At 62.2% G+C, this 22,843-nt stretch carries 16 protein-coding genes; 13 read left to right on the top strand and 3 right to left on the bottom strand.

The genetic code is table 11. The features are described from left to right. Positions 1-14 precede the first annotated feature (14 nt). The 3 genes from H7C18_RS16615 to H7C18_RS16625 all read right to left on the bottom strand — a co-directional run bounded on the left by H7C18_RS16615 (position 15) and on the right by H7C18_RS16625 (position 2,487). Entirely contained in the window at positions 15-227 is a 213-nt protein-coding gene (locus H7C18_RS16615) for a hypothetical protein (protein WP_185130205.1), read from the bottom strand. Positions 228-368: 141 nt separating this feature from the next. Continuing rightward, entirely contained in the window at positions 369-1,688 is a 1,320-nt protein-coding gene (locus H7C18_RS16620) for an aminotransferase class I/II-fold pyridoxal phosphate-dependent enzyme (RefSeq protein WP_185130206.1), read from the bottom strand. A gap of 124 nt (positions 1,689-1,812) precedes the next feature. Next, complete coding sequence (locus H7C18_RS16625) at positions 1,813-2,487, bottom strand: pyridoxamine 5'-phosphate oxidase family protein (protein ID WP_185130207.1); 675 nt, start codon at positions 2,485-2,487, stop codon at positions 1,813-1,815. A gap of 114 nt (positions 2,488-2,601) precedes the next feature. Here H7C18_RS16625 and pdxR point away from each other — a divergent pair, with 114 nt between their 5' ends. The 13 genes from pdxR (at position 2,602) to H7C18_RS16690 (ending at position 22,834) form a co-directional block, all read left to right on the top strand. Beyond that, positions 2,602-4,152, top strand: a complete 1,551-nt coding sequence (gene pdxR / locus H7C18_RS16630; protein WP_337913610.1) for a MocR-like pyridoxine biosynthesis transcription factor PdxR — start codon at positions 2,602-2,604, stop codon at positions 4,150-4,152. Further along, entirely contained in the window at positions 4,149-4,934 is a 786-nt protein-coding gene (locus tag H7C18_RS16635) for a helix-turn-helix domain-containing protein (protein ID WP_185130209.1), read from the top strand. Before pdxR ends, H7C18_RS16635 begins: the two co-directional genes overlap by 4 nt. Positions 4,935-5,305: 371 nt before the next feature. Beyond that, positions 5,306-8,221 carry a glycoside hydrolase family 66 protein gene (locus H7C18_RS16640; protein WP_238357754.1) on the top strand — a complete coding sequence of 972 codons (2,916 nt, stop codon included), beginning with the start codon at positions 5,306-5,308 and terminating at the stop codon, positions 8,219-8,221. Positions 8,222-8,243: 22 nt separating this feature from the next. Beyond that, the gene (locus H7C18_RS16645) at positions 8,244-11,000 is read left to right on the top strand and encodes a glycoside hydrolase family 15 protein (protein ID WP_185130211.1); all 2,757 of its coding nucleotides are present in this window, start codon (positions 8,244-8,246) and stop codon (positions 10,998-11,000) included. 183 nt (positions 11,001-11,183) lie between these two features. Next, complete coding sequence (locus tag H7C18_RS16650) at positions 11,184-11,540, top strand: ArsR/SmtB family transcription factor (RefSeq protein ID WP_185130212.1); 357 nt, start codon at positions 11,184-11,186, stop codon at positions 11,538-11,540. Then, entirely contained in the window at positions 11,515-12,021 is a 507-nt protein-coding gene (locus H7C18_RS16655) for an SRPBCC domain-containing protein (protein WP_185130213.1), read from the top strand. The genes H7C18_RS16650 and H7C18_RS16655 overlap by 26 nt, the downstream gene beginning before the upstream one ends. A gap of 268 nt (positions 12,022-12,289) precedes the next feature. Then, positions 12,290-13,678, top strand: coding sequence for an extracellular solute-binding protein (locus H7C18_RS16660; RefSeq protein ID WP_337913613.1), 1,389 nt, complete (start codon positions 12,290-12,292; stop codon positions 13,676-13,678). Positions 13,679-13,776: 98 nt separating this feature from the next. Next, the gene (locus H7C18_RS16665; RefSeq protein ID WP_185130214.1) at positions 13,777-14,673 is read left to right on the top strand and encodes a carbohydrate ABC transporter permease; all 897 of its coding nucleotides are present in this window, start codon (positions 13,777-13,779) and stop codon (positions 14,671-14,673) included. 13 nt (positions 14,674-14,686) lie between these two features. Then, entirely contained in the window at positions 14,687-15,514 is an 828-nt protein-coding gene (locus H7C18_RS16670; protein WP_185130215.1) for a carbohydrate ABC transporter permease, read from the top strand. A 12-nt stretch (positions 15,515-15,526) separates the two neighbouring features. Then, complete coding sequence (locus H7C18_RS16675) at positions 15,527-17,458, top strand: glycoside hydrolase family 66 protein (RefSeq protein ID WP_185130216.1); 1,932 nt, start codon at positions 15,527-15,529, stop codon at positions 17,456-17,458. A gap of 643 nt (positions 17,459-18,101) precedes the next feature. Next, a complete protein-coding gene (locus H7C18_RS16680; protein WP_185130217.1) occupies positions 18,102-19,910 on the top strand; it encodes a cache domain-containing sensor histidine kinase in 1,809 nt (602 codons plus the stop codon). A 6-nt stretch (positions 19,911-19,916) separates the two neighbouring features. Next, complete coding sequence (locus tag H7C18_RS16685; RefSeq protein ID WP_185130218.1) at positions 19,917-21,536, top strand: response regulator; 1,620 nt, start codon at positions 19,917-19,919, stop codon at positions 21,534-21,536. Continuing rightward, positions 21,533-22,834, top strand: a complete 1,302-nt coding sequence (locus H7C18_RS16690) for an extracellular solute-binding protein (RefSeq protein WP_185130219.1) — start codon at positions 21,533-21,535, stop codon at positions 22,832-22,834. Before H7C18_RS16685 ends, H7C18_RS16690 begins: the two co-directional genes overlap by 4 nt. The last annotated feature ends 9 nt before the right edge of the window (positions 22,835-22,843 follow it).

The following is a 22,843-nucleotide window of genomic DNA, read 5'->3' on the forward strand; positions in this document are numbered from 1 at the left end:
CGCTCCGCTCGCAGCTATTTTGGCATCCTGCGCTTCATTCCGCCAAAGAGGGCAATCCGGTTGCCCTCTTTCGCCCTCTGCGCCGCAATTCCGTCAAAGAGGGCAATCCGGTTGCCCTCTTTCGCCCTCCGCGCCGCAATTCCGCCAAAGAGGGCAAGCTGGTTGCCCTCTTTCTCCCTCCGCGCCGCAATTCCGCCAAAGAGGGCAATCTGGTAAGCCTCTTTCACCCTCCGCGCCGCAATTCCGCCAAAGAGGGCAATCTAGTTACCCTCTTACATGCGAGGCAACGCCTTTTGCCGGCGGCCGGTCGGTCAGTTGATCTTACTAACTCACCTGCCGAAGCCAAGGCGTCGCTCGGCCGACCCCGCTTACTTGCTCGAAGCTACGCCACCGGCTGCCTTTACGTCGAGCGTCGCCTTGTGGATACGGTCGAACAGGTCTTCGAGCTGCGGCTCCTCGATGCAGGAGAAGGCGACGCGCAGATCCGTCTCGCCGAGCGCGATCGTGCCGACGCCGTACTCCGCGAGCAGGCGCTGGCGCACCGCTTCCGCGCCGGCGTTCTTCAGCTTCAGGCACATGAAGTAGCCGGAGTTGAACGGATAGTAGTCCCACTCGTCGCCGTACTTGCCGCTGTCCAGAATCTGCTTCACTTTGTTCGCGCGGCCTTTCATGATGGCGAACTTCTCGGCCTTCTGGTCTTCGAACTGCGGCGACTTCAGTGCCTCCAGCACGAACGTCTGCGACGGGTGCGGTCCGCTCGAGATCGTCGCGCGGATGATGCCGAGCGTCTTCTGCTCGAGCGCGGCGAGGGTCGCTTCCGTAGCTCCGCCGTACGTGATGAAGCCGACGCGGAAGCCCCATACGTATTCTTCCTTCGTCGCGCCGTCGACCTTGATCGGCAGCACGCGCTCGTGCAGGCCGCACAGCCGGCCGAACAGCGATTGGTGCAGCGAATCTTCGAAGAAAAGGCCGAAATACGCGTCGTCGGTCACCGCGACGACGTTGATGCCGGCTTCGGCGGCGTCCTTGATGGCGGCGACGATGGCCCGGCCTTCTTCGGCTCCCGGCGTGTAGCCGGTCGGATTGTTCGGGAAGTTGAGCACGACGATCGCCTTGCCCTTCGCCTTCTGGGCGAACAGGGCGTCGCGCAGCGCAGCCGCGTTGAACTTGCCTTGATCGTTATATAGCGGATATTCGACCATCACCGCCCCGCGGCGAATGCCGAAGGTCAGCTCGTAATTCTCCCAGTTTTTCTCGGGCAGCACGACCGCGTCGCCGGCGTCCGCGAACAGGTCCGCCACGATGCTGAGGCCGTGCGTCAGCGCGTTGGTCACGACGGGCAGGCTGATCCCGTGGCCCTCGATCGTCGGATTCTCCTTGAGCATCTTGTCGCGCCAGACGGTGCGCAGTTCCGGTTTGCCCGCCGGAGGCGCGTACTCGTACAGATCTTTGGGCGCGAACGCGGACAGCTTCTCTTGAATGACGTCCAGATGCATCGGCTGCCCGTTCTCGGTGGCGATGCCGATCGTCGCGTTGTACACGTTCGCCTTCTGCTTGGCTTCCGCCGACTGGCTCAGAATGCCGACTTTCGGGAAATAGATCGCCTTGCCCAAATCGGATAGCATCTCGGCGATCCGCGGACTCTCCCGCTTGATCGTGTCGTTCAACTGCTGCGCGAGGGGATTCATTGCTTCTCTTCCTTCCACGTAATCAGGTTGCGGCGACGCCTCTTTCGGTCGCCGTTCGTTCGCAGTTATTATACACCATCGGAAGGAGAGCGTCACCGAGATTGGCGGCAATTTTCGGCAGCGATCAGACATCCTTTTCGCGGAATGTTTCTTCCTTGGCGGCGAGTGCTTCCCGCCTGCGCGCCTCTTTGCTCGGGGGAGCGAGCGCATGCATCCTCCCGACCGTCTCGTGGTCGCCCGGCAAGCCGCGCCGCTCAAGGGCTTCGGCGAGTTGGCCGCGTTTTTTGTCGGAAAGGTTCTGTCCGAATTTGAATTTGCCCGTCATCTCGGCGACGTTAAGCCGCAGAACGGCGACGCCGCGCAGTGAAGAGACGTACTTCGGGTCTTCCGCGTCGATCGGCGCGTGGCCTCCTTCCGGCTGCATCTTTCCCAGCAGAACGGACAGCGCGAGCGCCTTCTCCTCGGCCGACTCGACCTGATCGACCGTTCCCCGCAGCCGGACGGACCGGAAGTAGACGGTGGCGGGACAGGCCAGATAGGGATCGCTGAAATAGGAAGGGATAAACGCGTGAGCTTGATAAACGGCGAACTCCGCGCGGGAGTCGAGGGCGAGGCCGCTCATTTTCTCCCCTTTTTTGCTGCCGTGGAAGTAGACGTTGCCTTGATGGTAGGCGTAATTGATCGGGACGGCCTTCGGCCAGCCGTCCTCGCCGATGAACGTCAGCACGCCGTCGTAACGTTCGTTCAGAAATTGTTCGCACTGGGCTTCGTCGCTTACTTCGAATTCGGATCTGCGCATGGCGCGTCCTCCTTGTATGGCGAGATTGTGACTTAGTGTAGAGGGTCGATTGACAATTGAAAAGATCCAATCTACATTAAAATGAATAGACCATTTCGCGAGGAGGGGGACGTCGTGGCGCTCCAGCTTCCGTACGAGAGCTTCCTGCGGGAATGCGGCTCCAAGCATCTGGCCCTCTACCGCGCCATCCGCGCCGGCATCGCGGGGGGACGGCTGCAGCCGGGGGAACGCCTGCCGTCGACGCGCCAGCTCGCCGGCTTGTACGGCGTATCGCGAGGGAGCGTCAGCCTCGCTTACGAGATGCTGGCGGCCGAAGGCTATGTCCGCGCGGGCGTCGGCCAAGGGACTTTCGTCTCCGATGAGGCGGCGGCGCCGATCGGTTCGAAGGCGGTCTCGCCCGGCGCGAACCAGCGGAGCCGATCCGAGCCGGAGGCGTTGTCCGCATGGGGCCGGCGCGTGGCAAGCGATGCGGACGAGCCGGCCAGCCGCGGCGGAGACGCGGGTCCGGCGAATGACGACGTCTGCTCGTTTGTCCCGCGGGGAATGGGGGAACGCTGGTTTCCGTGGAAGGAATGGCGCTCTTCGGTCGCGGCCCAATGGCGGAAGATCGGCACGGGGGAGGAGGATGCCGACTCCGCCGCCGACGGCAGCCTGAGACTCCGGCAGGCGATCGCGCTGCGGCTGCGGCGGGAGCGGGGGATCGTGTGCGACGCGGAGGACGTGGTCGTCACCGCCGGCTCGCAGCAGGCGATCGCGCTGCTGTCGCAGCTGCTGCTCGAGGAAGGACGGACGGCCGTCGCGGAGAACCCGTGCTACGCGGGCACGCGCCGGGCGATCGCGGCGACGGGAGCGTCGCTGGCATTGGCGCCGGTCGACGGCCAAGGCATTTTTCCCGCCGACTGGGACGCCCGGCTTCTGTTCGTGACGCCGACCCGGCAATTCCCGACCGGCGCGGTGCTGAAGCTGGAGCGGCGGCTGGAGCTGCTCGCCTGGGCGTCGCGGAGAAAGGCGTGGATCGTGGAGGACGATTACGACAGCGATTTTCGCTGGGGAGGCCGGCCGATCGAACCGCTCAAGTCGCTGGACCGGGAAGGGAGAGTCGTCTACGTCGGCAGCTTCTCCCGGTCGATGCGGACGGAGGTGCGCATCGGCTATGCGGTGCTGCCGCGGGCGCTGCGCGAGCCGTTCGCCCGGGCCAAGCGGCTGTACGATACGCACCCTGTCGGAATCGCCGAGCAGCTGGCGCTGGCGGAATGGATGGCGGACGGCGGCTTCGACCGGCATCTGCGGCGGTCCCGGCGGATTTTTCACCGGCTGCAGGAACAGTTGAAGAACGGCCTCGAGGGACGACTTGGGGACCTGTTCGAAGTGGCGCCCGCGGATGCGGGGCTGTTCCTTTTCGCCCGCTGGCACGGCAGCCGGGAGGACTATGACCGGCTCGCCCGGGAGTGCCGCGGACGCGGCGTTCGCTGGGGCGACGGGCGGCCTTATTACGCGGGAGATACGGCCGAGCAACCGCCGTCGGCGCTGTTCGGCTTTGCGCACCTGGACGAGGAACGGATCGCGGAAGGGCTTGCGCGGATTCGCCAAGCGGCGGAAACGCTTGGTCTGATATCGCTGCGGCCGCCGCTCGGCCGTTCAGCTCAAAGGGGGTCGATCGGATGATCCAATTGTCGCCGGATTCGTTCGTGCTGCTGCCGTACTTCGCCAAGACGGTGTGCGAGCCCGGCTGGAAGTGGGCGAAGCGGGAGAAGCCGCTGGCCAACTACGATTTGTTCTATGTCTGGAGCGGGGAAGGGGAAGTCGTGCTGAACGACAAGCCTTACGCGGTCGGCAAGGGGAGCTGCTTCCTGTTCCGGCCGGGCGACCACACGAGCGCGACGCATCAGCCGCAGAAGCCGCTCGTGCTCACGTACCTTCACTTCGACGTAGCCGAGCCGGCCGGGCTCGTTCCCGAACCGTACCGGGTCGTCGACGACCCGATCGATTTCGAGAACCTGCTGTCCCGCTACGTGCGCCTGTTCCTCGTCAAGACGTTCGCCGCCGAAGAGGAAGCGCGGCTGATTCTGAAGCAGTTGATGATCCACCTGCTGCGCCAGGATCGCGCGGAGCCGGTCGAGCGGAAGGCGAGCAACCAGCTGACCGAGAGCATTCACGAGGTAGCCAACTATATCCGCCAGCACCCCGCCGCCAATCACCGGGTCGACGATCTGGCCGCGCGGGCCGGCCTGTCCGCCCGCTATTTCTCGATCAAGTTCAAGGAACTGATCGGGACGTCGGTGCAGACGTACATGATCCGCTCCCGCATCGAGCGGGCGCAGCATCTGCTGCTTCACGCCGGCATGAACGTCACCGAGGTGGCGGATACGCTCGGCTATCGCGATATCTTCTTTTTCAGCCGCCAATTTAAGCAGTACACGGGAAAGAGCCCTTCGGAACTTCGATAGGGCTCTTTGTTTTTAGCGGGCCGTTTGTCGCGCGGCTCTTCGTCTAGGCTCTACTCATCTAGCCCAATGGTCCCGGGAAAACAGCCTTAGAAACGGCAAACGGCGTCCTCTTCCGAGAAAGCGCTTCACAAATGCCGAAAAGACGACACCAAATCGAAATTTAGAACACTCTCCGCCTTTCGCCAAATGCCTTATACTGGAAATACCCCGGGATCGGCTCGGGGAGCGGGCGCCTTCGCGGGCGCTCCGCCGCATCGGGTCCGACTTCGACTACGGGAGGTGAGGTCCGCTCTGTATTCCGCCGCGTTTCGGACAAGCCGCGCTGCTTGTAAGACCGCAAGATTCAACGGACAAAGGAGTTGGTTCGCTTGATGACTCTCCGTCGGCATGGTTTCACCCGCCGCGCCGGGTTCCTTCTGCTTGCGATGATCTGCCTCATGCCGATTCTTCCGCTTGCCGCGCAGCGCGCCGTTCACGCCGAGACGATCGGCGGCGTGAACCGCGTCTACACCGACAAGGCCCGTTACGCGCCGGGAAGCGCGGTGCAGATCAAAGCCGAGTTGACCAATCATGGTTCTTCCGGTTGGACGGGCACGGCACACCTGGCGATCTCCCATCTCGAGACCTCGACGTATACGGCTTCGCAGTCCGTAACGGTAGCGGCCGGAGCGACCGTTACGGTTACGTTTAATTGGACGGCACCGTCTACCGACTTCCAAGGCTACTTCGTCAAGATCGACTGCGGCACGTTCGGTTCCGGCACGACGGCGATCGACGTGTCGTCCGATTTTACCCGTTATCCCCGCTATGGCTATTTATCCGAATTCCCGACAACCGAGACTTCCTCTCAAAGCCAAGCCAAGGTGAACCGGCTCGCGGAGGACTACCACTTGAACGCGTTACAATATTACGACTGGATGTGGCGGCACGACACGCTGTTCAAACGGACCGGCGGAACGGTCGATTCGACCTGGCAGGACCTGTTCAACCGGACGATCTCCTGGTCCACGATCCAGAACCAGATCGCCGCCACGCATAATCAGAACATGGCCGCCATGGCTTACGCGATGGTGTACGCGGCCCGCGAAGGCTATGACGCCCATGGCATCAGCCCGCAGTGGGGAATCTACGCCGACACCGCCCACGCGAGCCAGCTGAACGTCGACTTCGGCGACGGCTCGACGTACTTGTGGATGTTCGATCCGGCCAACGCGAGCTGGCAGAGCTACATCCAGAACCAGTACAAGGATGCGATCAACACGGCCGGCTTCGACGGCATCCACGTGGACCAGATGGGGCAGCGCGACAACGTGCATACGTACAGCGGCGCCTCCATCGATCTGTCCGCCCGTTTCGTTCCGTTCCTGAACGCGGCCAAGACCGCCCTGACCGCGAACAATTCCGCCAAGAACAAGCTGGCCTTCAACATCGTCGACGGAACGGTCGGCGGCTGGGCGGCGAACGACGTCAGCGCCAACGCGAATACGGACTTCAATTACAGCGAGATCTGGTACAAGTCGAACAGCTATAATCAGCTCAAAAATTATATCGATTCCCTGCGCGCGAACAGCGGCGGCAAAGCGGTCGTGCTGGCGGCGTACATGGACTACGGCGAGAACATCGGGCCGCGCTACGAGGCGGAGTCCGCCTCGAAGACGGGCGTGACGACGAACACGAACCACGCGGGCTACACCGGCACCGGCTTCGTCGACGGGTTCGACGCCGTAGGGGATTCGGTCACGTTCACGGTGACGGCGCCGGAGGACGGCCATTACTCGCTCGTGTTCGCTTACGGCAACGACACGGGCAGCATGGCGACGCGCAACCTCTATGTCGACGGCACGCTGGTCAAGGACATCGGCTTCTACGACCAGGGAAGCTGGGACACCTGGAAAAGCGATGCCTGGCTGCAGGTGGACCTGACCGCCGGGACGCACACGATCAAAGTCGCGTACGATTCGGGCAACACGGGCGCGATCAACTTGGACAGCCTGACGCTCGGCACGTTCGACGACGCGTCGGTGCGGCTGGCGGACGCGATGATGGCCGCCAGCGGAGCGACGCATATCGAGCTAGGCGACGACAACCAGATGCTGCCGCACGAATATTATCCGAACCGCAGCAAGAGCATGCGCAATTCGCTGATCGGCGCGATGAAGGACCACTATTCGTTCATTACCGCCTATGAGAACCTGCTGTTCGACAGCAATGTCGTGACCAACGATTCCGGCAATCAGTTCGTGTCGATCGCCGGGCAGACGGTGAGCGGGGACGGGACGGGCAATACGATCTGGACGATCGACAAGCGGACGCCCGATTACGACATCGTCCACTTGCTCAATCTGAAGGGCAACGACGACCAATGGCGCAACAGCGCGACGGCCCCTTCGACGCTGACGAATCTGGCGACGAAGCTGTACCTGTCGCCGGACGAGACGGTCGGCCACGTGTATGTCGCTTCCCCCGACAAGGATGGCGGCATGACCTCCGAGCTGTCGTTCACGACCGGCTCGGACGCCAGCGGCAGCTACATCTCGTTCACCGTTCCGTCGCTTCAATACTGGGACATGATCTACGTCAAGCGGACGTTCACGGCGCCTTCGGGCAACCAGTATGAAGCGGAGGCGGCCGTCAAGACGGGCGTCACCGTGAATACGAACCATACGGGCTACTCGGGCAGCGGGTTCGTGGACGGCTTTAGCGGCGGGAGCGGCAAGGGCGTATCGTTCCTCGTGCAGGCGACGACGGACGACGATTACTCGCTCCGGTTCCGCTACGCCAACGGCGGGTCTGCGGCGGCGCGCGACGTGTATGTCGACGGGGCGGCCGCGGGCACGGTCCAGTTCCCGGCCACGGCCAACTGGGATACGTGGGCCGACGGAGAGCTGACCGTCCATCTGAAGCCGGGCCTCCATTCGGTCGTCATCTGGGAAGGAGCGTCCAGTCCGGGCGCGATCAACCTCGACCGGCTGAACGTCGACAAGACGTACGTCTGGCAGTTCGACCGGCAGATTACGTCCGTTCCGGCAGGCTACCGGATTACGTTCCGCAACGGCGAGTACGGCTGGCTTCATTGGGGAACGAACGGCTGGACCGGCACGACCGACACTCCGATGCCGAGCAACGGCTCCTCCGACGCGAGCCATCGGTACGAGACGTCGATCGGACCGTTCGCGTCCGGAACGACCGTCAACTTCACCTACCTGTGGGACGACAATGGCAACGGCGTGATGGAGACGGGAACGGACCGCTGGGAAGGCACGGATTTCTCGATCGATATCGACTAACACCAAACCGGGAGGGATATCCATGGGGTACAACCGATTGTGGAAAAGAGGCGGCCTCGCCGCGCTCGCGCTGTCGCTCGTCGGCACGGCGCTGCCGATGCTGGCGCCCGCCGCTTCCGCGGACACGCCCACTTCGCCGACGACGCAGTCGGCGACCAGCCTGTACATGTCGAACTGGACCGATTCGATGAACATCTGGATGGCCAGCAAGCTGTCGCAGAACGACACCGGAACGTACGGCCCGCGCATCGGCGAGATGCGGATCTCGAACGATTTCAACACGAACCAGATCAAAGACTATTCCGGCTTCTTCCGCGACGAGACCCATTCCGTCAAGTACGATCAGATCCACAGCTTCAATTCCGAAGCGTACTATGACGACGGCGGCATCCTGCGCACGAAGTATTTGGATTACGGAGGCTCGAATATGCCGCTCACGGTGACGAAGGATTACGCCATGGTGCCGAACCAGAATTTCACCGTGGCGACCTACACGTTCACCAACAGCGGTTCGTCCGCGATCAACTACAATCTGCTCGAACAGATTCACGTCAACAACAAGACGCTCGGCGGCACGAACAGCACGAACTCCGCTTCCTACGACAGCGCCCGGAACGCCTTGTTCGTCAACATGAGCAATTCCGGCCAATATTACGTGGCGCTCGGCGCGTTCCAGACGATGACCGGCTACCAGGCGGCGAACGACGCCGACTCGAGCCTGAGCAGCAGCACCGTCGCTCCCTGGTATACGTTCGACGACAACGGCACGCTGAAGAACAACGCCAGCGTTACCGCGGCCGACATCAGCGTGGCGTTCAACAAGTCGTTCACGATTCCCGCGAACAGCTCGGTGACGCTCTCGTTCGTGGCGACGGTCCGCGACACGCTGGCCCACGCCCAGAGCGCCGTCGATACCGCGCTCGGGCAGACCGCTTCCTATTGGTTCACGCAGACGCAGAGCGCCTACGCGACCTGGCTGTCGGGCGGCAAGCCGGTCAGCTTCGCCGACGCCGGCATCAACTCGGCGTACAAGCGGTCGCTGATCGCGATCAAGAACTCCATCAATCCGGTGTCCGGCGCGATGCCCGCCACGACCAACCCGATCGCCTACGGCTACAAGGTGTGGGCGCGGGACAGCGCGGTGACGGCGATGATTCTCGACCAGGCCGGATTCACGGCGGAAGCCGAGAAATACTGGTACTGGCTGAGAGACCGGCAGCAGAGCGACGGCAGCTTCAAGACGACGTTCAACCTGTGGGACTCCAGCTACGTCAGCTTCGTCGAGCCGGAGCACGACGCCATCGGCATTTTCCTCATCGGGGCCTATCTGCATTACAAGATTACCGGCAGCTCGACGTTCCTGAACAATATCTGGACGGGTTACAAAAAGTCGGCCGACTTCATCTACAACGCGATCGGCTCGGACCCCTATCAATTCGGGCCGGCCGACGCGAGCATCTGGGAGGAGACGGTCGAGTACAACATCTTCACGCAGTCGCTGTACGCGACGGGGCTGGATGCGGCGCAGTACATGGCGCGGGCCAAATCGCTGCCGTCGCTTGCCGACGACTATAACGGCGTGGCGAGCAAGATCCGCACCAGCATCAACCGGGACGATACCTGGAGTCCGAAGGGCATGTGGAACGGCACGAACTTCAACCGCGCGGTGACGACAAGCGGAGGCTCCAATACGCTGGTGGACGCCTCGTCGATGGCGGCGATCGTGTACGGCACCATTGACGCGGCTTCTTCGAGGGCGAGCAGCCACGTCTCCGCCGTGCTTAGTCACCTCCAGCACGACACGTACGGCATCGCCCGCTACGACAGCGACAACTTCTACTATACGTCGCCGTACAGCCCGGCCGGCAACGAAGCGCAGAGCGACGAGCCGAGCTGGCCGCAGATGACGTCGTACCACGCCCTGTATTCGATCTATAAAGGCGACCTCACGACGGCGCTGGCGGAGCTGAAGTGGATGGTGTCCCGCATGGGCGTCGGCTACATGGCGCCGGGAGAAGCGGTGTCCCGCATCACGCTCAAGCCGCTGCCCAGTACGATGCTCGAGCCGGTCACCGCGGCCTGGTTCGTCCTGACGGCGCTCGCTTACGGCGGTCAGGCCGACCTGCGGGTCATCTCGCCGCAGGCGAACGTCGGCGCGTACAAAACGATCTCGGTGACGACGAACGTCTCCGCCGACCTGTCGCAGTACAGCAACGTGCCGTACTACCTGGACAACAACGCCAGCGCTTCGGGGTCCGGGGATACCGACATTCAGCGCGTCTATATCAGCAACGACGCCAGCAACCTGTACGTTCGCATCAAGAACAAAAGCGGCAGCTTGTCCGCCTTCAACACCGCGCCGCGCTTCGCCGTGATGGTGTACGCGGAAGACTACAAGCACGGCTCGGCGTCGTCGTCGTCCACCGGCATGTACGGCGGCACGCTCGACCATGCGGCGCAATACATGGTCGGCCGCTGGAGCGACAGCAACGACTTCTCGGCCTTCCGGGTGTCGGGCGGCTCGTGGACGTTCGACCATACGATTACCGGCGTCACCGCGCCGCAGTGGAGCACGTCGACCGGCGACATCGAGATGGTGATTCCGCTGTCGGAACTGTCGAGCACCGGCGCTGTCGCCACCGGCGATTTCTCGAACCTGAACGTCGTGCTGGTGCGGCAAAATCCGACCACGTCCGCTTGGACCGACGATGACGTCCAGGCGCTTCACGACCGCATCATGACGTCGGGCGAAGCCTGGTTCTACGGCAACGTTCAATAAATCAAAAGGCAACGATTGCGACGACCGGTTCGAACAGGGCCGGTCGTTTGCTTTTTTAAAATATTCCTTGACGGGAATATTCTTTTGATGGTATATTGAATTCAACAAAGGAAACACTTGTTGAAGCGAGGTGGTTGCAGCGTCCGATATCGGAAACTCGGCTTTTTTCCGGAGTGAAGAAGGATGGAATTAAAGACATTTAGCGCGTTGGCCGAACCTAATCGTTTGCTCATCGTAGAACTTCTGCGCGGAGGTCCTTTGACGGTAGGGGAGATCGCGGATCGCTTGAATCTCCGCCAGCCTCAAGCTTCCAAGCATTTGAAAATCCTGTTGGAAGCCGGACTTGTCGACGTTCACGCCGACGCCAACCGCCGAAATTACAGGCTGCGGCCGGAGCCGTTCCGGGAGCTCGACGAATGGCTGAACTCGTACCGGCTATGGGAAGAACGATTCGATCAATTAAACCGATATCTGCAAATTCTGCAGGCACAACCAAATTCGAGGAGGAACAACGATGTCGAAGATGATCGTCAAAGCTGAAGGAAATCATTTTATTGCGGAGCGCGTTTTTGAAGCGCCGCGCGAGCTCGTGTTCAAGGCGTTTACGGAAGAGGAACATTTGAGACAGTGGTGGGGGCCGCGCGGCTGGGTCCTGACCGTTTGCAACGTCGATTTTCGGCCGGGCGGCAGCTGGCACTACTGCATGAAGTGCGAGGATCGGAATCAAGGTGACTTTTACGGAATGGAATCCTGGGGCAAAGCGGTTTACCGGGAGATTGAAGAGGGAGAAAAGATCGTCTACGTCGACTACTTCTCGGATGCCGAAGGCAAGGAATCGGCAGAGATGCCTTCTACTCAGGTTACGCTGACCTTCGAAGAGAACGACGGGAAAACGAAGGTGGTAAGCGTCGCCGAATACGCTTCCGCCGAAGCGGTTCGTCAAGTGCTGGATATGGGGATGGAACAAGGATTCACGGAAACTTGGGACCGTTTGGCCGAACATCTGCAAGCGAACCGGTAAGGGTGCCGCACGCGATAAGGGCAACGAAAAGCTCGCCGAGAGGCGGGCTTTTTGCCGTTAAAGCATCTAAGTTCCGGGGATCTTGTCGCTTATTTTCCGATTGAACGGAACATCGTGCACCTTCCGGCGGTTAGGCACCCGCCTTCTTCGACAAAATGCCGAACATAACGCACCAAATCGGAAATCAGAGAAATGTCGAAAGCCCCGCGCCCTCCCCCATAATTGAAAGCGTAATCATCCAAGATTTTTTTCGAGGGGGACTTTCAAAGTGAAATTCAAAATGCAACCGGCCAAGGGGGTCGCTCTGCTCGCTCTGGCGGCGGCCGTTCTATCGGCTTGCGGCTCGAACGGCAACGGCAACGATGCGTCGTCCGGGGCCAGCCCAAGCGCAAGCCCCAGTTCCAGCGCCAGCTCGAGTCCGAGCTCGAGTCCGAGCGCCAGTCCGAGCGAGTCGGCTTCGGCCGCGCCGAGCGATCAGCCGCAGGTGACGGTGGAATTCTGGCACGCATACGGAGAAGGGGAAGAGAAAGTGCTGCTCGAGCAGGTCATTCCGAAGTTCGAAGCGGCCAATCCGAGCATCAAAATTCACGCGACGCGGATGCCGACGGACAATCTCGATCAGCAGGTGCTGACGGCCGTCGCCGGAGGCACGCCGCCGGACGTTATGCGGATGGATAACACCTGGGTGTCGAATATGGCGAAGCAGGGGGCGCTGCAGGAAGTTTCCGGGTTCCCCGGCGCGCAGGACATTCTCGACAATTCGTTCAAAGGCACGGTAGACACGAACCTGTACCAAGGCAAGTACTACGGCGTGCCGCTGGATACGAATACGCAGGTCGCGATCTATAACCAGGAGCTGCTGGCCAAGGCGGGAGCCTCCGAGCCGCCGAAGACGATGGACGAGTTGGCCGATCTCGCCCGCAAGCTGAAGGCGCAGGGCAAATACACCGGCATCACGATCGGCGGACCCGACGTGTGGAACTTCTCGGCCTGGTTCTGGACCCTGGGCGGAAAATATACCGACGATGCCTACACGAAAGCGACCGGCTACCTGAACTCTGACGCGAGCGTGAAAGCGCTGGAGACGATCGACGGCTGGTACAAGGAAGGCCTGCTGTCGCCTCCGATCACCGGCGGCCAGCCTGGCACGTGGGAAGGGCTGCGCGGCGATAAGGGCAAAGCCGCTTCCTACATGATGATCGCCGACGGCCCGTGGTTCTTCTCGCTCATCGGCGACGCCGAGACGAAGGGCAAGATGCTGCCGGCCGTTCTGCCGGCCGGTCCGGACGGCCAGAGCCATTCGGTCATCGGCGGCGAGGACATGGTCGTCTTCAACGGCGCGAAGCAGCCGGACGCCGCCTGGAAGTTCATCCAGTTCATGACGTCGACGGACACGCAGCTGCTCCTCGCGAAGCAGACCGGCCAAATTCCGACCAACAAGGAAGCGGCCCAGTCTCCCGATCTGAAGGACGTCTGGTACCTGCAGCCGTACATCGACCAGCTCGGGACCGCCTACGCCCGCACGCCGAGCCCGAACGCGAACAAGATCAACGACGCGATCCAGAAGGCGTTCGAGTCGGTGTTCAAGAACAAGGCGAGCGCCAAAGACGCGCTCGACCAAGCGGCGAAGCAGGTTGACGGTTTCCTGAGCGAATAACCGAACCATCCCCATCGATCGCCACCTCCGCGGCGGCCGGTCCGTGCCTTCCGGCAGGGCCGGCTGCCGCCAGCTTTCCCGGAAAGGACGGCTCCGCCATGCGCAAAGCGCTCAAGCAATACGCCCAGGTGTCTCCCTACCTCGCCGTCGGCTTCGCGCTGACGATCGTTTTCGTCATGTACCCGATGGTCAAAGGGATGTATATCAGCTTTTTCCACTATAACGTCATCAAACCGGAGACGAGCGAAGCCGCCGGCCTCTCCAACTTCCGGCACGTGTTCCGCGATCCGCTGATCGGCACCGCGTTCCGCAACTCGATTCTGCTCGCGCTCGTCACGGTGCCCGGGCAGTGGGTCATCGGCCTGGTGCTCGCGCTGCTGATCCAGGCGAAGACGGTCCGCCTGAAGGTGCTCTGGCGGCTCGTCTACTACGTGCCCGTCATCAGCTCGTGGATCGTCGTCTCCTACTTGTTCCGGTTCCTGTTCGCCGACGGGGACGAGGGAATCGTCAACTACGTGCTCGTCGACCTTCTGCATGTGATGCGGGATCCGGTGAATTGGCTGCAGAATACGTGGACGGCCAACGCCGTCATCTGGATCGTCAGCGTCTGGAAAGGCGTCGGCTGGGTCATGGTGCTCTATCTGGCCGCGCTCCAGTCGGTTCCGAAGTCGCTTTACGAAGCGGCCGAGATCGACGGCGCGAAGCCGTTCGCCGCGCTGCTGAACATCACGCTCCCGCTCGTCCGGCCGCTCACCCTGTACGTGATGATCAACCTGATCAACGGGGCGATCCAGGCTTTTATCCAGGCGTACGCGATCACCCAAGGGGGACCGATGGACACGACGCAGCTGCTCAACACGTACCTATACAAGCAGGCGTTCCAATACTTCGACTTCGGCTACGCTTCGGCAATCAGCGTCTGCCTCGGGGTGCTTATCTTCGCCTTGACCTACACGCAGCAGCGATCCATCGGACGCGACCGGATCGAGTATTGAGAGGGGAACCGCCATGAGGAAAATCCGCACGATCCTGATCCACCTGCTGCTCGTCATAGGCGTCGCCTTCGTCGTCGCGCCGTTCGTCTACATGGTGCTGACCGCGCTGACGACCGACAACTTCAGCCTGCCTTCGCCCCATAAGCTGATGACCGATACGAAGACGTTCGCCAATTTCGCGCAGGCATGGGGCAAGAACCACTTCCAGCTTTACTTCCTGAACAGCCTGATGGTCACCTTGCTGACGATGGCGTTCTCGCTGACGCTGTCCGCTTGCATGGCGTATGCGTTCGCGCGGTTCCCTTTTCCAGGCAAGGAGCTGCTGTTCCGGGTGTTCATCTTCACGCTGTTCGTGCCCGCGATCATCAACATCATTCCGCAGTTTACGATTCTGAAGGCGCTCCATCTGGTCGACACGTACCAGGGACTCGTGCTCATCTATGTCGGCTCGGGGCTGGTGGGCAGCACGTTTTTCCTGCGGGGCTTCTTCGAGCGCATTCCGCGGGAGCTGGAGGAATCGATCGTTATCGACGGGGGCGGGCGGTTCACGATCTTCCGCAAAATCTATATCCCGATGTCGCTGCCCGCGATCGGCACATTAGCGATTTTCTCGTTCCAGGGAACGTGGGACGAATTCGTCGTCGCCCTGACGGTGATGAAGTCGGAGGCTCACCGGACGCTGCCGATCGCGCTGCAGCTGTTCCGCGGCCAGTACGCGACGTATTATGGGCTGTTTTTCGCGGCGTCGATCATCGCGCTCGTTCCGACGATTCTCGTATTCCTTATCTTCCAGAAGCAATTCGTTCAGGCCAACCTCTCGGACGGCAGCTTGAAAAACTAGGAGGACTTTGTTTTGAAAAAACATCCGAAGCTATGGATCTGTCCCGACAAGGCGCAATATCGTCCGGGCGAAGCGGTGCGAATCCGCGCGGAATGGCGAGAGGAGGGAGGCGGACCGGCGCAAGCCGTCCGGTTCGGCTGGCAAATTTGCGAGCTGGACCGGACGATTGCGCAGGGCGAAGGCGAGCTGCTGCCCGTTGCGGGTGCAGGCGGGCGTTCTGGCGATGGGGATCCCGTTCGCTCAGGAGCGGGAGACGCGAACGATCGGAATCCCGTCAGCTCAGGGGGGGAGAGCGCAGGTATTCGAAATCCCATTCGCTCAGGGGGGGAGAGCGCCGGCATTCGAAATCCCATTCGCTCAGGGGGGAAGAACGTAAGCATTCGAAATCCCGATGGCTCAGGAGCGACGCATGTCGGCGAGATCGCGCTGCCCGCGTTCGCGGCGTCCGGAGCGTACGGCGTGTTCGCGCGCTTGCTGGAGAATGGGGAGGCCGAAGCCGAGACGGCGTTCGATGTCGCCGAACGGTGGAGCGAGGCTCCGCGCTATGGATTTTTAAGCGACTTCGCGCCGGGAAGCGGTGACGGCTCCGAGCAGGCCGACTTCCTGCTGCGGCACCATCTGAACGTCGTGCAGTTTTACGACTGGATGTACCGCCACGATTGTCTGCTCACCGAAGACGATCCGTTTACCGACCCGCTTGGCCGCACGATCTCGCTGAGCGCCGTTCGCGCGCGCATCGAGGCGCTGCGGGCCCGGGGCATCGCCTCGTTCGCCTACGCCGCGGTTTACGCCAGCCTGCCGGACTATGCCGAAGCGCATCCGGAGCAATTGCTGTACCGCAACGACGGCACGCCCTACAGTTTGGGCAACTTTTTCTACATTATGGACATCTCGCCGGGCTCGGTCTGGACGGAGCATGTGACGGACGAATTCCGCCACGCGATCGAATGGGGGTTCGACGGCCTCCATCTCGATCAATACGGCTTCCCCAAGCGGGCGATTCGCCGGACGCCGGACGGCGGCTCCGCCACGGTTCGCCTCGCGGAGGCATACCCCGCGCTCATCGATCGCGCCCGCGAGAAGCTGCCCGAGGCCGGGCTGATCTTCAACAACGTCGGCACGTATCCGGTTCATGCAACGGCGGAAGCCGGGCAAGACGCGGTCTACACCGAGGTATGGGACCCGGTCACGCGGCTGCGGGACGTATATGCGCTCGTGCGGCGGACGCGGGCTTTGACGCGCAAACCGATCATTCTCGCCGCGTACCTGCCGCCGTTCCATCCGGAACGGCCGGCCGAACCCGTCCAGGCGGAGATCGGGGCCCGGGTCGCCATGAGCGCGATTTTCGCGTCGGGCGCTTACCATTTGCTGCTCGGGGAGAAAGGCGGCGTGTTGGCCGACCCGTATTATCCGAAGCATGGCCAAGCGTCGCCCTCGTTCCGCGAGCGGCTGGCCCGCTATTCCGACTTCATCGTCATGTATCGCGACATTCTGTTCGATCCGGAGCTGGACGACTGGACCGACGCGTTCACCGGAGGAATCAACAACGAGTTGGCGTTCCGCGCAGCCGATGAGGGCGTGCGGTTCTCGACCGACGCGTCGCCCGGAACGGTGTGGACGCTCGCCAAGGAAAAGAAGGATGCCTACGTCATCCATTTGGTCAATCTGGCAGGCTTGGACAACGACGTCTGGCACGCGCCGAAGGAGCGCGCTCCGGAAACGGTACGCGACATCGAGCTGAGCGTCGAGGTCGTCGACCGGATCGAAGCGGTTTTCGCCGCATCCCCGGACGGCGAGTCGATCCGGCCGCTGCCGCTTGCTTATGAGTGGACGCGCCGGGGCGAAGACGGCGGCAAGTTCGTCCGGTTCACGCTGCCGAAGCTCGCTTATTGGACGGTCGTTGTCATCCGGCTGCGCGGCGGGATGGCGGCCGAGACGAACTAGCGCGATTCGGCGCTCCGAGTTCCGGCAAGTCCGGCGGCGGTCGATGCCTGGCGGGCTCCGCTAAAGCCTGGCAGATTCCCGCTAAACCTGGCGGATTCCCGCTAAAGCCGGCTGGCTCCCGACAAAGTCGAACGAGACTTTCCGACCGGTCGGAAGAGTCGGGAGTTATGCCGGCAAAGCAGAAGCAAAACCTGCAAAAGTGCAGGTTTTGCTTCGGTTTTTGGGGGAGAAGGCGGAAATTCCTGCGAAAATGCAGGCTTTTCGGCATTCCCGTTACGCAGGTGCCCAATCCGGGAAAAATTCCTGCACATTTGCAGGCTTTTCGCCGAACTCGTAATCTCGGCGTGTGAATTCCTGCACATTTGCAGGCTTTCGCCGAACTCGTAATCTCGGCGTGTGAATTCCTGCATTTTTGCAGGCTTTTGAAGATCGCGCGGCCGGACGGCGGTACCGACTGCCGCATTCGGAGGCGTGCGCGGCGGCCGCGTCGCGATTGACGAACGCGCGTCTGTCGCTGCGATGACTGCCGTCGCGTCCTGTCTGCCAGTCCGCACGAGCGCGACGCACAGCGCACCCGAACGCAAACCGCGCATGCTATAATGAGCATACGGAAATTACCGAGAAGGCTGGAGCTGGAATTCGCATGATCAAATGGCTGAAGCGCCTGCTTTTCGAGAAAGTGTCCACGAAGCTGATCGCCATGGTGCTAAGTCTGATTCTGCTGTCGGCGACTTTTATCAGCATGACGTACTACGGCTCCTCCGTGTCGATCATCGGCAGCCATGTAAGGGCTTCCACCAAGCAAGGGGCCAAGCAGACGGCGGACTATCTGTCGCTTATGCTGACGGTCGGCACCGACATGGGCCAGCAGATCTTCCGCAACACGCGGCTGCAGGAAGTGCTGAATCAGGAGCGGCAAGGCCATCTGACGGTCGATCAGCAGTTCGAGATCAAGGACTCGGTCGGGCAGACGCTCAACAACACGATCTACTCCAGCTCGTTCGTGCGCAGCATCTACATTTTGCGGGAAAATGGGGAAAGCTGGGGTAGCGGACTGTTCAACGCGTCCAAAGTGAAGCGGTATACGCTCTCCGGCCATGAATGGTACAGCGACGTCGTGAGCGACAAGGCGAACGAGCTGTGGCTTCCGCTCGGCTACGATCCGTTCAGCGGCGGCGGAGACGATACGGAGCTCGTGCTGACGCTGGTCGACGCCTTTCGCAACTTGAAGACCAAACAGACGGAGGGCGTCATCCTCGTCAACCTCGACGGACAGCTCATTCTCGACGCCGTGCAGCGGATCCAGCTGGGCAAGTCCGGAACCTGGCGCGTCGTCGACCCGACCGGCCAGGTGCTTATCTCCTCCGACTCCGAGCAATGGGGCCGCCCGCTGGCGGACGCCGGATTGGCGGAGAGACTGGCCTCGCAGAACGAAGAGATCGCCGAATTCCAGACCAAGCTGAACGGGGAGGAAGATTACGTCGTTTCGGTTCGCATGGCGAACGGCTGGCGGCTGGTCGGCCAGGTGCCGGTAAAGGAGATCATCGGCGACATCGTCTCGCTGCAGCGCCGGGTCACCATGTATACCGCGATGTTCCTGCTGGTCGCGCTGCTTGTCGGCCTGATGTTCTCGACCCGGATCACGCATCCGCTCAAAGAGCTGACGAGGCAGATGAAGGCGATCGAGAACAACAATTTCAAAGCGCGGTCGCGCATCCGTTCCCGCGACGAGATCGGGCGGCTCAGCCTGCGCTTCAACCAGATGGCGGGACAGATCGAGACGCTGATCCGCGAAGTGGAGGAGGCCGGCACGCGGAAAAGGGAAGCCGAGATCCGCGCGCTGCGTCACCAGATCAACCCTCATTTTCTGTACAACACGCTCTCTTCGATCCGTTGGATGATCAAGCTCGGCCAAACCGACAACGCCTACAAAGGAATCGCCGCGCTGGTCGAGCTGATGGAATCGAGCATGGGCAAGGCAAGCGTGTTTACGACGATTCGCCAGGAGCTGGAGCTTCTGGACAAATATATGGTCATTCAGCGTTTCCGGTACGGAGAAGGACTGTCGCTCGAAACGTCCGCCGAAGAGGAGACGCTCGATTTCGAGATTCCGCGCATGCTGCTGCAGCCGCTGGCGGAAAACGCGATTTTCCACGGGCTGGCCCCCCGCGACGGCCAAGGAATCATCCGGCTGGACGTCCGCCGCCAAGTGCATCCGCCGGCCGTTCGGATCGCGGTGGCGGACGACGGCGCGGGGATCGAGCCGGAGCGGCTCGCCACCTTGCTTCGCGGCGAGGCGGAGGAGAACCGGACGGGCATGCTCGGCATCGGCCTCCATCACGTGCAGGAGACGATCCGGTTGTATTACGGCCCGGGAAGCGGCGTGGACATTCGCAGCGAAGCGGGGCGGGGGACCATCGTGACGCTGACGTTGGCGCCGAAGGAGGAATGAGCGGCAATGGTATACAAAGCGCTGATCGTGGACGACGAACCGATCATCCGTTACGGCCTGGCCTCCACCGTCGATTGGACGGGAGCCGGGGTCGAGTGCGCCGGCGAGGCGGGCAACGGAGAGGCGGCGCTCGGGATGGTGGAGGAGAAGGAGATCGATATCCTGATCACCGATATCAAAATGCCGAAGATGGACGGCCTGGAGCTGATTCGGCTCGCCAAGAGGAGCCGGCCGCATTTGAAAGCGATCCTGATCAGCAGCTACAACGATTTCGAATACGCCCGACAAGCGGTGCAGCTTGGAGCGGTCGTCGATTACCTGCTCAAGCCGACGATGGAGCCGGAAGACGTCACCCGCCTGCTGGCGGTATGCCGGGGCAAGCTGGACGAAGAGAAATCGCTGGAGGAACGCTCGGCGCTGCTGGACCGAGAAGAGAAGGAACGCAAACGGCACGGACTGGAGACCGAGCTTCAGCGCGCGCTGGCGGGGCAGCCGGCCGATCTGTCGGCGCTGACGGCCGAGCTTCCCGGTCCGTACGTGCTGTCGATTTGGCGGGCGGAAGTTGACGTCGATCCGGAAAAGCAGGCGCAGCGGCTGGCTGCGCTGCTGCCCGGAGGGACGGCATGCCGATGCGGCGAGCGGGAAATCGCCCTGCTGCTGTCCGACCGCAAGGCGGACGGAGGGACCGGCGCCGCCGGGCTCTCGATCCGGCAAGCTCATGCCGGGATGAAAGACGGACTTTCCTTCACGGTCGGCATCAGCCCGCCGTTCCATCGGCCGGAGCGGCTGCCCGAAGCGGCCGAGTGGGTGCGAAACGCCTTCGAGGCGGCTTTCTTCGGCGGCACGGGCGCCTGCTACGACGGCGAGATTCGCCGCCGGGACGGCGGAGACGCCGCGGCGGTCGGCCATGCCTCTCCGCTGCGCGCCGCCGAGTCCGGCGCCCGGGAGCGATCGGCCGAATTGCGGGATGCGCTCTCTCGCCAGCTCGCCGCTTCTGACGAGGACGCCTGCGAGCGGACGCTGCGAGAGCTGATCTCGCTGTGGCGGTCGCGGCCGTTCCCGCCGGGCGAAGTGCGCAAGATGGCCGGAGACGTTCTGCTGCGAATGCAGTCGGTTCGGCCTTATCTGAAGGCCGAAGAGAAGCTCGAGCTGCTCATGGACGATCACGAGCGGCTGAAACGGGCCGGCTCCCTGAGCGAAGTGGAGAGCATCGTGCTGGCGAGGTTCCGCGAAGGCGCGGGGGCCGGGGAGCCGCTGCCGGTCTCTTCCGCCGCCGAGGATTCGGCGGGCGCCGCGGCGATCCAGAACGCCGTTGCGTACATTCAGGAGCGTTACCGGCAGGAGCTGTCGCTGCGCGAGGCGGCGGATCATGTCCATATGAGCCGCAATTATTTCAGCGAGCAATTCAAGCGGCATACCGGACTGAATTTTATCGATTACGTCATCCGCTTGCGGATTCGCTATGCCAAGCACTTGCTGGAGACGACGACGCTGAAGGTATACGACATCGGCGGGCACGCCGGGTTTAACAGCGCCAAGCATTTTCTGAAAATGTTCAAACGGGAATCCGGCTGCACGCCCGCGGAATACCGCAGCCGGATGCAGCAGGGAGGCGGCGGGGAATGAGAAGACGGCGGATCGGCCGGGGCTGGCTGGCGCCGGCGTCGCTGCTGCTGGCAGGCATCCTGCTTGCCGGATGCTCCACTTACTCGCTCGTGGACGACCCGGCCGGGGCGTCTCCCGGCGCCGCTCCGGGATCGACGGTCGACCTGACGTTCTGGCATACGTTCAGCGACGTAGAGTCCAAAGTATTCGAGACGCAAGTGCTGCCGATGTTCGAGAAAGAGCACCCGAACATCGTCGTGCACGCCGTCCGCCAGAACTATACGTCGCAGCTGAACGACAACATCGTCGCCGCGGTCGCCGACGACAAGCAGCCGGACGTCATGCGGATGGACATCATCTGGGTGCCCCAGTTCGCGAGCAGCGGAGCGTTGACCGACCTGTCGACAATGCCGGACTTCGGCGATTACGAGCACCGTTTCACCGGCTCGCTGCTGCAGACGAACCTTTATGACGGCCGCTACTACGGCATCCCGCTCGACGCGACGACGATGGTGCCGATCTACGACAAGAAGCTGCTCGCGGAAGCGGGCCTCTCCGCCCCTCCGCAAACGTTCGACGAGCTGATCGCCGCTTCGCGAAAGCTGAAGGCCAAAGACGAAGGCTTGTTCGGCATCAGCGTCTGCTGCTCGAGCACGTGGGGAATGCTTCCGTATTTTCGGACGCTTGGGGGGGAACTGCTCGGTCCGTCGCTGGACCGCGCGAGCGGCTATCTGGACAGTCCCGCCAGCGTCAAGGCGATGGAGAAGCTGAAGGGCTGGTTCGACGAAGGGTTGATCAGCCCGTCCGTCGTCGGGGGCGAACCCGGCGGGTGGGACGGCTTGTTCGACGGGAAAATCATGATGATCGACGAGGCGCATTGGTTTTTTACTTCGAACGAGACGACCGCCAACGCGCCGCGCCTGGCCGACATGGAGACGGCGCTCTTTCCGTCGGACGTCCGGGAGGGAACCTCGGTGCTCGGCGGCGAGAACCTGGTGCTGTTCAAAGGCTCGCGCCATCCGCAGGAAGCGTGGACGTTCATGAAGTTCCTCGTGTCGGAGCCGGTTCAGGAGCTGATGGCGGGGACGGGGCTCATCCCGTCGATCAAAGGGTTCGACCGGGACAAGCTGAGACCGGAGTTCCGCGTCTACCTCGACCAGCTGAGCCGCGCCGACCCGCGCCCTCCGGTTCCGCAGTGGGATCAGGTCGACGAGGTGTTCTCCCGGACGGTCACGCGCATTCTCGTCGGGGAGAAGCCGGCGGCGGAAGCGATGAAGGAAAGCGCGGCGGAAATCGACGGCATTCTGGCCGGGCCTTGAGCGGGAGGA

It is taken from the genome of Cohnella zeiphila (assembly GCF_014212055.1).
In the GTDB taxonomy this organism is placed as follows: domain Bacteria; phylum Bacillota; class Bacilli; order Paenibacillales; family Paenibacillaceae; genus Cohnella; species Cohnella zeiphila.

Excerpts from the sequence above, each read along its gene's own strand:
- H7C18_RS16620 (WP_185130206.1), bottom strand. The coding sequence starts at position 1,688 with ATGAATCCCCTCGCGCAGCAGTTGAACGACACGATCAAGCGGGAGAGT.
- H7C18_RS16625 (WP_185130207.1), bottom strand. The coding sequence starts at position 2,487 with ATGCGCAGATCCGAATTCGAAGTAAGCGACGAAGCCCAGTGCGAACAA.
- H7C18_RS16635 (WP_185130209.1), top strand. The coding sequence starts at position 4,149 with ATGATCCAATTGTCGCCGGATTCGTTCGTGCTGCTGCCGTACTTCGCC.
- H7C18_RS16640 (WP_238357754.1), top strand. The coding sequence starts at position 5,306 with ATGACTCTCCGTCGGCATGGTTTCACCCGCCGCGCCGGGTTCCTTCTG.
- H7C18_RS16645 (WP_185130211.1), top strand. The coding sequence starts at position 8,244 with ATGGGGTACAACCGATTGTGGAAAAGAGGCGGCCTCGCCGCGCTCGCG.
- H7C18_RS16650 (WP_185130212.1), top strand. The coding sequence starts at position 11,184 with ATGGAATTAAAGACATTTAGCGCGTTGGCCGAACCTAATCGTTTGCTC.
- H7C18_RS16655 (WP_185130213.1), top strand. The coding sequence starts at position 11,515 with ATGTCGAAGATGATCGTCAAAGCTGAAGGAAATCATTTTATTGCGGAG.
- H7C18_RS16665 (WP_185130214.1), top strand. The coding sequence starts at position 13,777 with ATGCGCAAAGCGCTCAAGCAATACGCCCAGGTGTCTCCCTACCTCGCC.
- H7C18_RS16670 (WP_185130215.1), top strand. The coding sequence starts at position 14,687 with ATGAGGAAAATCCGCACGATCCTGATCCACCTGCTGCTCGTCATAGGC.
- H7C18_RS16680 (WP_185130217.1), top strand. The coding sequence starts at position 18,102 with ATGATCAAATGGCTGAAGCGCCTGCTTTTCGAGAAAGTGTCCACGAAG.
- H7C18_RS16685 (WP_185130218.1), top strand. The coding sequence starts at position 19,917 with ATGGTATACAAAGCGCTGATCGTGGACGACGAACCGATCATCCGTTAC.
- H7C18_RS16690 (WP_185130219.1), top strand. The coding sequence starts at position 21,533 with ATGAGAAGACGGCGGATCGGCCGGGGCTGGCTGGCGCCGGCGTCGCTG.